This is a genomic window from Alkalihalobacterium elongatum, from assembly GCF_019024285.1.
Classification (GTDB): Bacteria; Bacillota; Bacilli; order Bacillales; family Bacillaceae_F; genus Alkalihalobacterium; species Alkalihalobacterium elongatum.
Map to the genome: position 1 here is coordinate 203,755 of NZ_WMKZ01000001.1, position 14,574 is coordinate 218,328.

Consider the following 14,574-nt stretch of genomic DNA (forward strand, 5'->3'; position numbering starts at 1 on the left):
TCTCTTAAAAATCAACACGTTCAATCAATTCTAAAGTGTCTCTATTTAAAAATTCTATTCGTCCATGATGTAGTGGTTCTTTGCTTTCAAAATACCATAGGTACAAATCTTCTAGCTCGTAAGCTTTTACTTTTTCAGGTGGTAGCATCGCAAAAGGTAAAATAACAGCATCCTTTTCATTCACTTCAATTCGGTAATCAGCATCATTATTTTTTATTAGACCATATACTAAGTAATCCCCATATCCTTGCAAACTGCCTGGAATATCATAAGTCGAACGATCACTCATCGGATCCCATGCCATCAATGGCTGTTTCCATCCAAAGAGTCCTTTATTCAACTTAGCTGCACCGAAAAATTGTTGATCTTTAATAAAAAAGAAAAGTGCTTCATTATTTAACTTATAAGCTGGTATTAAAACTAAATTCTTATCATTTGCAAACATTGCTTCGTGCGGTTCTGGGTACGACATAGATCTTTCACTGTTTATCCAAAAAGCGGAAAGCACTAAGGTAATTCCAAGTAAGATAAGGAGTGAAGTCTTATGGTTACTCCTCTTTTCCATACACAATCTCCCTCCAATAAATACCATAGTCTCACCTTATCATAAATTAAACCAATCCTAATATGGCTTTTTGAAAAAAATTACAAAACCTTCACGTGAGTTTACATAATAAATTACAAGTTAACAAAACAGACCAAATCCATATTAGAATTGGTCTGTTTCACTTTAATTGAGGTATGCATAATAATATTTCACTAAAAGATACTCAATTGCTTACGCTTTATTGAAACTTTTCTCTTTGTGACATTGCCTCCGCTTGCTTTTGCTGCACTTTCGCTTGCGCCGCTTGCACATCCATTTGCTCTTGTTTTACTTGTTCCTTTGCTTGGAATAACTGCATCTCCGCTTGCTGCAATTGCTGTTTTTCCATTAAAAGTTCTTGCTCGGCCATATTCATATCTGCTTGTGCCTGTTGAAGTTGCTGTTGGTTTTGCTGATTTTGATTTTGTTGGTTTTGTTGTTGATCCATAATAACCGTTCCTCCACATGATTTATTTAAGTAGATTTATCTCAATGTTTAGGTTACACAGAATTCCCATTTCTATGCTTCAAGGATGCACATTTGGACATACTATAGATAGACGCCTTCAGTGTCTCTCGTCCTAAATATTGCTCCTAAATAAGTTAGGATCATAAAACCACGAGTTTGGATCATAATTTTAAAATTTGGATCATAAAGACATTAGTTTGGATCATAAATAAAAATTCCCGCTCATAAAACCTTAAGCTTGGCTCATAAATGAAGTTTTCGTTCAACATTAGCTTAAGTTGAGATCACAAATGAGTATTTACCGCTCATTATAACCTTAGTTCGGGTATAAATCACAAAATTCTCTCGTAAAACGCGCTGTAATTATGATAATAATTTAAAAAATTTGCCCGACCCATAATCCAATAATAAAAGCAACAATACTTCCAACTATCGAAAGAATAAAGTAAACAACGGCTTTTTTCATATGTTTATTTCGTACAAGCTCAATTGTTTCCATACTGAATGTTGAAAATGTAGTGAATGCTCCGAAAAATCCGATCCCTAAAAAAAGAAACAATGGCTCCTCATAGGCTCCTGATAAAGGAATCGTTCCGTACGCCAGCGAAAAAAATAATCCTAAGCCCATTGAACCGAGTAAATTCACTGTAAGCATAGCAATTGGAATCGGCGGATGTGGTTTTCTTTTCATAATCGCTAAGCCTAGCAAGTAACGGGATACAGCGCCAATTGCTCCTCCCATTCCTAAAATAAGCACACTCATGTCGATTGCCCCTCTTTTTCTTCTTTTGTTTCACTCCACTTCGTTCCTAGCAGTAAGCCAACAAATGCGAAGGTTAAGCCTCCAACTAAAGATATAGCTAAATAAATTGACGACTCCAATAAGGACATTTGTTGATATAAAAATAAACTATCCGCTGCTAACGTTGACATCGTTGTAAATCCACCGCAAAAGCCTACTCCTAATCCTAACTTTACCCATTCTCGTGGTTTTTGATGGAGAAACCAACCTGTCAAAAGTCCAAGCAATAAACTTCCTACTACATTTTCAATCACAGTACCGATAGGATAACCTACAAATAATGTATAAACATTTAAGGTATACCTCAACATCGTACCAATTGCTCCACCAATCGCAATTCCAATTAAATTTTTATAATTCAATATGTAAGCTCCTCTCTGAAGGAGAATTATTTCTAAATTGAATATGTTGACCTAAATTATAATGAAGTAATTGCTCATGAGCAATTATTTGATACGTATTAACAGACCTTACTTATATCAATTACTAAAACAACTAAAAACGATACTCCTTAATTGAGTATCGCTAGTTTGTGCTATTTAAATTTTAGCTATTATTTATATCTGATTTGTTTTAATGTTCATGATTGATTGTAGTTCAGTAAACCCAAGTTTTTCATAAAGCTTTTTAGCAAAGTTTGTTGAATAAACGTTTAACCGTACTTCATCGTATCCTTTACGCTCTAATTCTTTTACAGTTTCATTAATAAGTTTTTTTCCAAAGCCTGCTCCTCTATATTCTGGTAGTATGTATAATTCATAAATAAAACCTGCCTTTTTTTCAGTGATGTAGTCGATGTTCTCACCAATAAGCGCCCAACCAGTTAATGATCCTTTTTCATTTCGTAGGACGACGTAATAAGCACCTGAACTGAGTAGACTCAACATCAAACTCTTCGCCTTCACCAAACTTATCGGACCAATTCCTTGCATTGCTTCATTAGCCGATTTAGCCGCTTTAGTTAAAATATACTCGATTTCTTCAGCAGTTGCCTTATCCAACATCACTTCACCACCCTATGGGTTTTACTTCTATCGTATTCGAAAGGGGGTTGGTCAAGAATAGTTTTTTATACTTAGAATTTATTACGAGAATACGATTATCAACAAAATTGTATTTACTTACATACGCCACCTAACAAAAAAACAGACCAAATAAACCAAAAGTTAGGTCAGTATCATTTTGACCTCGCTAGGTTTATTTAAGCCTATGTTAAAATTCATTGAAACGTTAGTGCAATTTTCATCCAGTGTGTTCAGTACTTCTATTACAACTGAATCGGCATCAGAACTTCTACTAATTCCTCATCTACCACTTCATTAATATAAAAGATTTCAACTGGACTGGCGTAATCGAAACTCTTTGATTTATAACCATTTTCACCCATCCAGTTAAAAAGCCTCGAATATGCCTCTCCTATCGTCTTATTTGAACAACTAATCTTGGCATAGTCCATTAACGGCAACTTAAACCCGATCATCCCATCTGGAATATCTTTGATCTCGGTTACCTCTGCACAAACAAAGTAAGTCGCAACAATTTCATTGCACATATATGGACTGATTAAAACGTTCTTATTTACTACATTACTAACCTCATCTACTCGACGATGGAAATCAATAGATGCCTTAATCGCTGCATCTGGAAAACCTTCTGGAAAATTTGCAGTTATACTCTGCCCTACTAATTGAAATTCTTTTTGGACTATTTCACACTCAAATGTAGCAATCGTCATTAATAAAACCTCCTCTATGAATATCATTTTTCAATTTGTACCTCTAGTTCGTAGAAATTGTCTGGCTATACTATAAACAATTTCAAGAAACTTACAGAAAAAAACAAACTAATGTTCGCATTTTATTCTTTTATACATTTTATACCAATTTAGTAGTTGGTTCAACCACTTTTTAAAATTAATATTGTTGCTATATGTGATATTGGGGGTAATGTATGAAATATAAATTTCAGTAATGAGCCCAAAACCAATAATCTTTATTGCGTTTAATATTTTCTAAAAATTTCAGTCAATATTATACTCCGCTATGTATCTACTCTGCTTTCAAACGAGTTAATTCCCTACAAAAGTTCCAAACCTTTTCCCAGTTGTCTCTATTTTCAGCATAGGCTGGATATAAGTTTGAACCAGTAAATTGCTTGATTTGCATTTTAATATTCGGGTTTGTAACAGTTGGTTCCATGATTTCATTTTTATCATTAATCAGTTTTCCTGTTGTCGTTTTAAATTGTTCGGTCATACAGATTTTAAAATAACATTCTGCAAATTTTTTAGGAGGCGGGAAAAATAAATTTTGAATTCTAGCAATCATCCTCCATGCAGGTGTAAATTTCATTAACGTTTCCTTGGACATTTTTGCTCCATTTATTTGGATTGCATTGACTTTAATCCCTTCACTCTTCAATTCTTCTGCTAGTTTAAACGTCAGTAATACCAACGCCATTTTGGAATCTCGGTACATGTTATATACACTAAATTTCTTGTCGTCTTTACGCTCGCCTCTTAAATTACTGACATCAATGTCTTTTTTCGGGTCGAAGTAATGCTTGACAATATTGCTAGAGGCGTGGAGAATTCTAGCATCGTCCGATTTTTTTAGATGATCAACCAACAACATCGTCATTAAATATGGTCCAATGGTATTTGTCGCAAAGGTTAGTTCAATGTGATCCGCACTAAGGCGATATTTTTCACCGTGATTGGCATAAGCTGCATTATGGATGAGCACGTCTAGTTTTTCATATTGTTCTTTAAATTGGCTACAAAACGTACGGATCGATTCAAAAGAACTAACATCTAGTTTTATTAGATCTACTCGTTCATTCTTCGTTGTGCGTTTAATCTCTTCCTGAACTCCTGTACTCAATTCCAAGTTTCGGCAAGCCATAATAACTGTACAGCCCTCTCTAGCAAACTTGAATGCTGCTGCTTTCCCTATTCCTGAATTAGCCCCCGTAATCAAGACGATTTTTTCACTATTCACATATAGCCCCCCATGTCTAAATGGCATTTATCAGAACAATTTTTAACTGCTACTAACTTACCATTCTTCTTTTTCTTCCACTTTATGCTCCTTAATCCCTTCTCGTTTCAATGATTTATAAATAGCTACCATCATTATAAACATAATAGGGTATACGGAAGAGCGATAATGACGGCTGTCGCTTGCAGTCCTTTGATTCCGCCACTCATTAAGAGAGAAGCTGCAATCGCTGAAACGAGCCCCCCCACGTCACCAGCTTATACTTACTTGGATTTAGACTCCCCTCTGATATGTTTAAACTTTCTCTAACTTGGTAACAGAACACTAGAAACTTAAAAAGGAGTTGGTAGTAATGAAACATCAAAAAAACTTTGCAATAGGTACTGTCGTTGGAGGAGTCGTTGGAGCAACAGCGGCATTGCTGACAGCTCCTAAATCAGGTGAAGAACTAAGAAAAGATATTCATAATGAACTAGCTGAAGGAAAAAACAAAACAGAAGAAGTGACAAACGAAATTAAAGAAAAAATGAGTGAACTCTCCGAAATTATTAATGATAGCTCATCAAACGTATCCCAAACCGTTAAACAAAAAAGTGAACAGGTGATAAATGAAGCCATGGAGTTATTAAAAAATACGGAATCACCAACTAAAATGAACATTGATCACTTAAAAGAAGTCGTTAGAGAAATCATGAAAAAAGAAATGAATGCAGGTAAAGATATAAAGAATATTGTAGAAGATGAGGTCAAAAGAATTGAACAGAAATTAGTGAAAGATGCACAAGAGTTAAAACACACTGTAAAAAAATAATTACACCAAAATAAAGGTTGAAATTGGTAACAATCACATAAAGCTTACACTGTTTAGTTCAGTGTAAGCTTCATTTTCTTATACTTGCACTACGCTTTAACACAGCTTCATGTTTCATTTAGCCTTTCTTTTCATACCTTAAAAAAGATTCTTACTATATTTTTTTGCAAGTTCTTACATGTTTTTTCAAAAAATTTGGCAACCTATTTTTGGTAAAGGAATTTTTTCCATTTTCCATTAAAGGAGGCCGTAACATGAACCATGAACAAAATGAAAACAACCAAGCGGATGATATGTTAACAAATAGACAAGGTCACCCCGTTACAAACAATCAGAGTGTACGAACGGTCGGAAACCGTGGACCGACGACACTTGAAAATTATGACTTCCTTGAGAAAATCAGTCACTTTGATCGTGAACGTATTCCAGAGCGTGTCGTACATGCTCGAGGTGCTGGTGCTCATGGCTATTTCGAGTCGTACGGAACGGTAAATGGTGAACCGATTTCAAAATACACACGTGCTAAAGTTTTTACAAATACAGACGTCCAAACACCAGTCTTCGTGCGATTTTCTACTGTTGTTCACGGTGGACATTCCCCTGAAACATTAAGAGATCCTCGTGGGTTCGCTGTTAAGTTTTACACAGAAGATGGAAACTGGGATTTAGTTGGTAACAATTTAAAGATTTTCTTTATTCGTGATCCGCTTAAATTCCCAGATATGGTTCACTCATTTAGGCCAGACCCTGTGACAAACGTTCATGACCCTGAAAGAATGTTTGATTTCTTATGTCAAACTCCAGAATCAATGCACATGATTACTTTCCTATTTTCACCGTGGGGCATTCCTGCCAATTACCGCAAAATGCAAGGCTCTGGTGTGCATGCTTACAAATGGGTCAACGAAGAAGGAAAAGCTGTGTTAGTCAAGTACCACTGGGAGCCTGTTCAGGGAATTAAAAACTTATCACAAAAAGAAGCTGATAAAATTCAAATGACTGATTTTAATCATGCGACTATGGATTTATATGAGGCAATTGAAAGCGGAGATTATCCAGAATGGGAGCTGTATGTTCAAATTATGGAAGACGGAGAGCATCCAGAGTTAGATTTTGACCCGCTTGATCCAACGAAGTTATGGTATAAAGAAGATTATCCGTGGCATAAAGTCGGTAAAATGGTATTAAATAAAAACCCTGAAAATTATTTTGCTGAAGTCGAACAAGTCGCTTTCGGTACAGGTGTACTCGTGGACGGGCTAGACTTTTCTGATGACAAGCTTCTTCAAGGGAGAACATTCTCCTACTCTGATACACAGCGTTATCGAGTTGGCTCAAACTATTTACAACTACCAATAAATAGACCGAAAAAACATGTGGCTTCAAACCAAGAAGGTGGGCAAATGGATTTCAGAACGGAATTCGGCAAGCACCAAAACCCACATGTGAATTATGAACCGTCACTTATTGGTGGTTTAAAAGAAGCACAAAATCCTGGGAAAGAACACGAGCCATATGTAGAAGGTAATGTAAAAAGAGAAAAAATTTCTCGTGAGAATAACTTTGGTCAAGCAGGTGAAACTTACCGGAGATTAAATGATTGGGAACGGGATGAATTAATCTCTAATTTAACTGGTGCACTTGCAACCTGTCGAAAAGAAATTCAAGATCGCATGGTAGACATGCTAAAGCAGTGTGACGAAGATTATGGGAAGCGAATTGCTGAAGGTCTTAAAAAAGCTGGTGAAAAACAAGATACAAAAGGCGAAGAAGCTGCTCACCAAGCAGAACATATGGGTCATACATCTGATCCATATTAAGTTGTTCCTTATTCAAAGAATAGTTAAAGCTGAACATTTTATTGTTCAGCTTTACTTATTGATTGATCACAGATAAGTTATAGTTTATCTGAATTTAGATTTAAATAATGAAAAAGGGTGTACACTTTCTCGAGTATGTACGAGACTAGTCCACATACTCAACTTCAAATTTTGAGGAGAGCGGCTCCATAGCATCTAAGTCCCATTCAAACGTAAGAATAGCCGATTTTTCAGACCGATGGGAGAGTATTCGTTTACCATTAATAATAACTGAACTTTCAGCTTTCCAAAATGAAACATCTTTATCCTCACCTGTCCGATTACAAACAATCAATGGTAACCCTGTATCAATCGATCTTTGTTCCCATTCTCCATTTGGCCCATGTAATCCAGGGCCCCAAGATGATGGCGCAACAATCATTTCGGCACCGTTCTCTTTTAATGTGTCAGCAATTCTTTTGGTATATGCATCGGCACATATTAAAATACCTACTTTAACATCTCCTAAATTAATCGGCTCTAGCTCATTTCCTGATGTAGACCACCTATCAATTCTTGCAAGCTTTTGTTGTTTTCCAACTAGTTCACCTACCTGGTTAATAACAAAAACCGAATTAAAAAGTTCATTATCTTTAGACCTTTCCGCACACCCTAGAAAAACAGTTGTATTTAATGTCTTTATTAATCCCATAAAATGATTCATCCATTCATCGGGTTGTTCCTTTATCCAATCTGTTCCTATCAGATGGTCGAACTGTAGCCCACTAACGACTAATTCAGGTGTAACAATCCAATCTGCGTTTTGAGCTGCCGCTTGTGATACTGCTTTTTCTACTAAGCTATGATTATTTGTAAGGTCGCCAGCAATCGGTAATAAGTGTAATAGCGCTACTTTAATTTTTTTCACTAAAATACTCCCCATTCCCACATTATCAAATCTATATATTTTAAATAATAGCATACTACTTTCCATTTAATTAAAAGTTTTCAAAAATTGAAGACCTCTCTTAAAAAGGTTGTAACTTATCGTCTAGTAATAACTTCAACAACTATATCTTCGGCTTTTTCCGTGTATAAATTAATACTATATCGTCCTTCTTCACCATAAAACTGAATCATTCCTTCATCATGTGGAGAAACTTGTTTTTCCCACATAATTTCACCCACGTGTTGAACGGTTAATAACAAGTCTCCTTCGCCGACATTCGTTCGATATGGTATTCCAACCATGCCTTCTTCAATAATTCTCACTTCATCAATTGAGTAGCTTCCTTTTAACGATCCAATTGAAACTAAGACATTCCCATTCACCTGTGTTTTACTAGCATTTATTGCTAAATTATCTGCCAACAATAACGTACTGCCAACAAAAATAATTGTAATTATAATAAATAAGCCTGCTAAGAGAAAAATACTACGTTTCCCTTTTTCTTTTAGTCTCATCATTATATTAGCGTTTAAACCGTAAACGATTCGAAAAAGAATAGGAAAGCCAATTGCTACTGCTAAAACAGACAACCATTGCCCACCGACCGTAGCTTGCATTATAAATAAGAAAAGTGCAATAACGTAAAACAAAATACCAGACCAATAACTAAACAGTAACACCTTACTCTTACTGTATGGTTTACCAAAAATCTTTTCAATCAATTGTTGCAAAAAATCATTCCTTCCTGGTAGCTAGAAAAGCTCAAAACGAACATAAAGTCCAATATTACCTCTAAGAAACTACTTATTATTTCATACTTTAGAAGTTTAACATTAAATAACATAAAGCGTAAATGAAGGTATTAATTCCTTTCAATAGAGCATTCTAGAACGCCTATTTTCTTTACAGAACAACTAATACAGCATTGTACTTCTACCCATTTCCCGACTTTTTCTAAAAAGCATAATTTACCAATCTAAGTAATACTGTAGTAAAGATGAAAAGAGATACGAAAAATACTTCAGCCAATTAGCGAGGTGAGTGAGCATTTGGGTGCGATTAACGGTAAGACCTATACTGATCGTATCGATCAACTGAAATCCGAAGTTTGGATTGACGGAGGTCGCGTTGAAGGTAAAATTTCTGAACACCCCGCATTTAGAGGAGTTATTGAAAGTCAGGCACATTTATATGATTTACAGCATAAAACTTCGATTAAAAAAATCATGACCTACACCTCCCCTATTACAGGGGAGAAAGTAGGAACTTCCTTTCTCATTCCGAAAACAAAAAGCGATTTAAAGAAGCGGCGACTTATGGCGCAAGAATGGGCTAGAACGAATGCAGGATTGATGGGAAGAAGTCCTGATTATATGAATACGGTTTTAACAGCTTTTGTAGCATCAACAGATATTCTAGAGGGAAATGAGAACTGTTTTCCAGAACACTTACTTTCTTTTTACGAACAAGCAAGAGAGAACGATTTTTCTTTCACCCATACATTTATAAATCCACAATTCAACCGAGCCCCACTTCATTTTCTCGATGAATTTCAACACCCTATTGCAGCAAAAGTGATTGAAAAAAATAGTGATGGTATTGTTATTAAAGGAGCGAAACTACTCGCTACACAAGGTGGCATCACAGACGAAATCATTGTCTATTCAACAGCTAATCCATTCGATAAGTCTTATGCTTATGCCTTCTCAATTCCAAGCAATACAAAAGGGTTAAAGTTTTTATGTCGTCAGTCATTCAGCTCTGACACAACGAGGTTTGATTATCCGTTAACCTCTCGCTTTGAAGAGAATGATTCAATCGTCGTCTTTGATAATGTAACCGTCCCCTGGGAACGTGTTTTTTATTACGATAATATCCAAGTTGCCAATTCTTTTACATCCAAAGGAGCATTTACTTCCCTTGCCTTACATCAGGTCGTTTCTCGTCAGGTAGTTAAGTTAGAATTTATATTAGGAGTAGCTCAATTGATCGTCGACACGATTAATACAGGTGAATACCAGCATGTTCAAGAAAAAGTTTCGGAAATTATCATTGGTCTAGAAACGATGAAAGCGTTCCTAATCGCTTCTGAAGCTGAAGCAACGAAGAATAGAAATGGAGTTTTGTTGCCTGCGATAAACCCTATTTACACAGGTATCAATACATTTCAGCGTCTATACCCAAGAGTAGTAGAAATCATTCAATTACTCGGGGCAAGCGGGATGATTAACATCCCTACAGAGAAAGATTTTGAAGCTAACATAAAGAACGATCTAAACTTATACCTTCAAGCAAAAACGAAAGATGCCAAAGCGCGAGTAAAGCTCTTTCGCCTTGCTTGGGATTTATGTATGAGTCCATTCGGAACGAGGCAAACATTGTATGAAAGGTTTTTCTTTGGCGACCCCGTCAGATTATCAAGTAGCTTATTTATTAATTACAATAAAAAACCATTGGTCGATCGAGTTGAGCGATTTTTAGAAGAATACTAGCTATTACTTTCTAAATAAAAGCGTTACTAAGTTTTATGTTGATTTTGAGCTCATTATGAAGTTACATTACACCGAAGAGCTCAAAATCAACAGTATCGGCTATAACACGACTATTCAATTTCTTTATTTAATATAAAAACCATTAGATAATAAAAGATTGCACTACCTACTGTGAAGAAACGAAATTCCCATAATTTTGCCCGAGAGTACTTTTCTACATAAAGATTGGCATCAATTATGGAAGCTAACAACATGCCACCAAAAATAAAAATTCCAATCAAGTATAGTAATTTTTTCACCTTCATAGGCTTTGCATATTTAATTTCACCCATGCCATATTCACTCCATTCTTGGAACTACCAGTTCATTAAGTGAAACAAAGCTTTAGTCTACCTTCAGCTATTTAATTCTATATTCCTCACATTGCTTATACTTAGGAGAGTTGCTTCTTAATACAATCACCTTTTACTTCCAAACCTCATCCAATTTATCCGAGTAAAAATGTATAGCTTTTTTGTATTTTAATATTTCCTCATCCTTGGTGGTCTCAAGTAAACTTTCCAAAAGTGTTTCCATAGCTATACTATGTTCCTTTAAATTATAGAGAGTCATCGAATAAAAAACTTTAAGTGCATAGTTGTTTGGAAAATGGTTAATCGCTTCCTTGAGTATTTGTTGAGACTTTTCGTATTCACCTAACGTTCGAAATGTACTGCCTAAACCTAAATACGCACCTTCCAACCACTCATCTGATAAGCCAAGCTCGATCGCTTTCTCATAAAAAGGGACTGCATGTGCTTCCTCCCCTAATACGTCATAACTCCATGCACATTGGTAATTGACAACTGGATCCTCTGGATATTCTGTAACTAATTGTAAAATTAATTGATTAGAAGACTTTAATTGCCCTTCCTTTCTCAATTCGATGGCTTTGTTCAATTGTCGAATTAGTTGATCATCCATTTTCACATGCTCCTTCCTTTACTACCCCAAAAAAAAATAAACAAAGAAAGATTTAATTAACCAACCATTTTCTTTTACGTAATTCTAGGTTCATAGGTTTCAAAAAATTAACACTTCTTTCTCAATTCTCTTCTTTCTTTTATAATGCATCTGTAATACAATATCCCCATCCAATATATGGTTTTTCTTACTTCTAATCTATTATTCAATAAGGTGTGTTTTAGGATGAAATATTTTAAAAGGCTCTTTCTGTCGATTTCTCTGCTCACAGTTGCGCTTCTATCATTTGTGTATTTTTTTAAAGGAGGGATTATTCTCGATTCGCTCGGAATACATTTAGAGAGGTTTTCTATACAATCTGTAAACGTTCCTGAAGAATATTCACCTGTAGACCGAAATAAAAATGGAATTCCAGACCCTTTAGATATCGTTTTAACTGCTAGAAAAGAAGTTGAACAGCGGACTCATTATAAGAGTACATACTATGCAGGCGGTTACCCACCTAATGATGAAGGGGTATGTACTGATGTCATTTGGCGTGGTTTACTAGGAGTAGATATTATCTTAAAAGACCTTATGGACGTTGATATTGCAAATAATGCTGATTTATACCCAAGAGTTGGCGGGAAACCTGACCCAAATATTGACTTTCGCCGCGTATCAAACCAAAATGTTTATTTTGAGCGTCACGCCGAGTCATTAACAACAGAACTAATTCCAGGTGATATTGAGAATTTAAAAGAATGGCAGCCTGGAGATATCGTTGTTTTCCTAGAAGGCTTCCACCATGTTGGTATTGTTTCGGATAAACGAGCAAAAGACGGCACACCCTATTTAATTCACAATAACCGTCCTTTTGCAGCTGAAGTGAAACTTACTTCATTCTCCACACCTATTGCTGCTCATTATCGTTGGAAGTATTAATGGTGATATAAAGTGCTAGGCAGTTTTTGTGGTTTATTTATTTCAGTTCCAGGTTTAACTATTGAAAAGATGGTGTAAGAACCGATCTTTATCGTCAAAAAATTGTTTTGTAATTTGATAATGATCGGTTTCTTCTAATACACTTTCCTTCATTCCAGCCTCTGTTAGTTGAATGATTTTCGCATGTGGGTATGCCATGATAATGGGAGAATGGGTAGAAATGATAAGCTGTGAACCTTGTTGGACGAGTTCGTGAATTCTTACCAACAATGACATTTGTCGTAAAGGTGACAATGCCGCCTCTGGCTCATCCAAAATATATAACCCACTCCCTTGAAATCGTTCCAAAAATGCAGCAAAAAACGACTCACCATGTGATTGTTCATGAAGTGACTTTCCACCGAATGATTGGATGATTTTCGAACCACCACCAGGCTCTTTATCTAGTTCTTCAATATTGGTAGCTACGTTATAAAATGTCTCTGCTCGAAAGAAAAAATAATCTTCAGGCTTATAAATTCCTTTAGCGATACGCAGAAACTGATGTAGCATTGAATGAGATTGATAGCTTGAAAAATTAAAGTTTTTCGATCCACCTTCTGGATTAAACCCTAAAGATATTGCAATTCCTTCAAGTAATGTAGACTTTCCCATCCCATTCTCTCCAACAATAAAAGTGACATTCGGATGAAATTCTAGTTCTTTAAAGTTTTGTATAACAGGTAAGCTAAATGGAAATTCACATGATGAAACAGGAGATATCTCATCTCGTTTTAATGTTAGACCCCTAATATATTTTGTTGACTCCGTTAATTTTTTCAAATATTATTTACCTCCTACCATGTTAATTTTGTACTTATATCGTACCAAAAAAAGAAGTTACGATGTCACAACTCCTTTTTAACAAACTATTTTTGATGTACCTACTATTCAACCTATTTCAAAGATACGTTTTACCATAACGCTGAGCCAATTAGTAAAACATTGGTATAAAAAGCAACTGCATTGAAATATGCGCAGTCATATGACTAAACATTGCGTATTCAATTCCTCTGCGCCAATATAAATAGCCAAATACGATCCCAAACAGCCCATTTAATAGTAATGAGCGGATTATTAAAATGGAACTTAACTCACCAAAAACAACTTGTGTTGTTGGAAAGTGACCAACTGCAAAAATAACAGCGGCAAAGACGATAGCAATCCAGTAAAAAGAAGTAGGAACTTCTGCTTTTCTCCTCGCGAAGAGTTTGTATAAGACCCATACGACTAGTGACATAAGAAAGAGTCTAATAAGAACTTCTTCTATTACACCGCCATATAAAACTCCTGCTATTAAGCCATTAAAAGAAAATGCAGGAGGATTTTCTGCAATCAGTGGAATATGATGTTGAAAATAAAAAAGATCTGCAGCGATGATCGTAAATCCACCGAGCATTCCTAATAAGATGGCGTACATTAGCCATCTCCCCGAAACCTTAATCTTTTGGTTTCTATCCACAAGGGCATCGAGAATCGGTAGCTTCAAATTTACTTTTCTAGCTAGAATAATCCCTAAAATACTTGCTACAAATGTAGCAATACCAAGCTGAACAGACGCTAGTGCGATAAGTGCTGTAAGCGGAATCGGGAGATCGTTCGGATCAAAGACATCGGGTGATAAGTAGACACTCATCGTTTCCATTTGATAAGGGACAATAAAAATACCAGCCACCATTCCAATTGCAGCTAATATGAGTGCAATATATAAATTTTTCTTCATTTGCTTCCCTACCTTTCT

17 protein-coding genes are annotated in these 14,574 nt (G+C 35.6%); 4 read left to right on the top strand and 13 right to left on the bottom strand.

Annotated elements, in window-relative coordinates; translation table 11 throughout:
• Positions 1–4: 4 nt before the first annotated feature.
• From GKP30_RS01060 to GKP30_RS01090, 7 genes are all read right to left on the bottom strand, one after another.
• Positions 5–565, bottom strand: coding sequence for an aspartyl-tRNA synthetase (locus tag GKP30_RS01060; RefSeq protein ID WP_216827529.1), 561 nt, complete (start codon positions 563–565; stop codon positions 5–7).
• A gap of 220 nt (positions 566–785) precedes the next feature.
• Positions 786–1,034 carry a hypothetical protein gene (locus tag GKP30_RS01065; protein ID WP_216827530.1) on the bottom strand — a complete coding sequence of 83 codons (249 nt, stop codon included), beginning with the start codon at positions 1,032–1,034 and terminating at the stop codon, positions 786–788.
• 397 nt (positions 1,035–1,431) lie between these two features.
• Positions 1,432–1,818: a fluoride efflux transporter CrcB gene (gene crcB / locus GKP30_RS01070; protein ID WP_216827531.1), complete on the bottom strand. Its 387-nt coding sequence runs from the start codon at positions 1,816–1,818 to the stop codon at positions 1,432–1,434.
• Positions 1,815–2,219 (bottom strand): fluoride efflux transporter FluC, encoded by a 405-nt coding sequence (locus GKP30_RS01075; protein WP_216827532.1) that lies wholly within the window; start codon positions 2,217–2,219, stop codon positions 1,815–1,817. The genes crcB and GKP30_RS01075 overlap by 4 nt, the downstream gene beginning before the upstream one ends.
• A gap of 195 nt (positions 2,220–2,414) precedes the next feature.
• A complete protein-coding gene (locus tag GKP30_RS01080; RefSeq protein ID WP_216827533.1) occupies positions 2,415–2,861 on the bottom strand; it encodes a GNAT family N-acetyltransferase in 447 nt (148 codons plus the stop codon).
• A gap of 263 nt (positions 2,862–3,124) precedes the next feature.
• Positions 3,125–3,619, bottom strand: a complete 495-nt coding sequence (locus GKP30_RS01085; protein ID WP_328703103.1) for a GyrI-like domain-containing protein — start codon at positions 3,617–3,619, stop codon at positions 3,125–3,127.
• Positions 3,620–3,905: 286 nt separating this feature from the next.
• Complete coding sequence (locus GKP30_RS01090) at positions 3,906–4,856, bottom strand: SDR family NAD(P)-dependent oxidoreductase (RefSeq protein WP_216827535.1); 951 nt, start codon at positions 4,854–4,856, stop codon at positions 3,906–3,908.
• A 352-nt stretch (positions 4,857–5,208) separates the two neighbouring features.
• Between GKP30_RS01090 and GKP30_RS01100 the strand changes: the two genes are divergently transcribed.
• Positions 5,209–5,667: a YtxH domain-containing protein gene (locus GKP30_RS01100; RefSeq protein WP_216827537.1), complete on the top strand. Its 459-nt coding sequence runs from the start codon at positions 5,209–5,211 to the stop codon at positions 5,665–5,667.
• A 254-nt stretch (positions 5,668–5,921) separates the two neighbouring features.
• The gene (locus GKP30_RS01105) at positions 5,922–7,487 is read left to right on the top strand and encodes a catalase (protein ID WP_216827538.1); all 1,566 of its coding nucleotides are present in this window, start codon (positions 5,922–5,924) and stop codon (positions 7,485–7,487) included.
• A 145-nt stretch (positions 7,488–7,632) separates the two neighbouring features.
• On the opposite strand, the gene GKP30_RS01110 is transcribed toward GKP30_RS01105, so the two are convergent.
• Together GKP30_RS01110 and GKP30_RS01115 are read right to left on the bottom strand one after the other, a co-directional pair.
• Positions 7,633–8,394, bottom strand: coding sequence for a carbon-nitrogen hydrolase family protein (locus tag GKP30_RS01110; RefSeq protein WP_216827539.1), 762 nt, complete (start codon positions 8,392–8,394; stop codon positions 7,633–7,635).
• Between the two features lie 116 nt (positions 8,395–8,510).
• Complete coding sequence (locus tag GKP30_RS01115; protein WP_216827540.1) at positions 8,511–9,146, bottom strand: hypothetical protein; 636 nt, start codon at positions 9,144–9,146, stop codon at positions 8,511–8,513.
• 318 nt (positions 9,147–9,464) lie between these two features.
• Here GKP30_RS01115 and hpaB point away from each other — a divergent pair, with 318 nt between their 5' ends.
• On the top strand, positions 9,465–10,907 hold the full coding sequence (hpaB, locus tag GKP30_RS01120) for a 4-hydroxyphenylacetate 3-monooxygenase, oxygenase component (protein WP_216827541.1): 1,443 nt from the start codon (positions 9,465–9,467) through the stop codon (positions 10,905–10,907).
• Between the two features lie 110 nt (positions 10,908–11,017).
• Here hpaB and GKP30_RS01125 read toward each other — a convergent pair whose 3' ends face one another.
• Together GKP30_RS01125 and GKP30_RS01130 are read right to left on the bottom strand one after the other, a co-directional pair.
• On the bottom strand, positions 11,018–11,239 hold the full coding sequence (locus GKP30_RS01125) for a hypothetical protein (RefSeq protein ID WP_216827542.1): 222 nt from the start codon (positions 11,237–11,239) through the stop codon (positions 11,018–11,020).
• 133 nt (positions 11,240–11,372) lie between these two features.
• Positions 11,373–11,870 (bottom strand): tetratricopeptide repeat protein, encoded by a 498-nt coding sequence (locus tag GKP30_RS01130; protein ID WP_216827543.1) that lies wholly within the window; start codon positions 11,868–11,870, stop codon positions 11,373–11,375.
• Positions 11,871–12,095: 225 nt separating this feature from the next.
• On the opposite strand from GKP30_RS01130, the gene GKP30_RS01135 reads away from it, so the two are divergent.
• Positions 12,096–12,794, top strand: a complete 699-nt coding sequence (locus GKP30_RS01135; RefSeq protein WP_216827544.1) for a DUF1287 domain-containing protein — start codon at positions 12,096–12,098, stop codon at positions 12,792–12,794.
• Between the two features lie 54 nt (positions 12,795–12,848).
• Here the strand turns inward: GKP30_RS01135 and GKP30_RS01140 are convergent, their stop codons facing one another.
• Both GKP30_RS01140 and GKP30_RS01145 read right to left on the bottom strand, forming a co-directional pair.
• Complete coding sequence (locus GKP30_RS01140) at positions 12,849–13,616, bottom strand: AAA family ATPase (protein WP_216827545.1); 768 nt, start codon at positions 13,614–13,616, stop codon at positions 12,849–12,851.
• Positions 13,617–13,767: 151 nt separating this feature from the next.
• The gene (locus GKP30_RS01145) at positions 13,768–14,556 is read right to left on the bottom strand and encodes a CPBP family intramembrane glutamic endopeptidase (RefSeq protein ID WP_216827546.1); all 789 of its coding nucleotides are present in this window, start codon (positions 14,554–14,556) and stop codon (positions 13,768–13,770) included.
• Positions 14,557–14,574 lie beyond the last annotated feature (18 nt).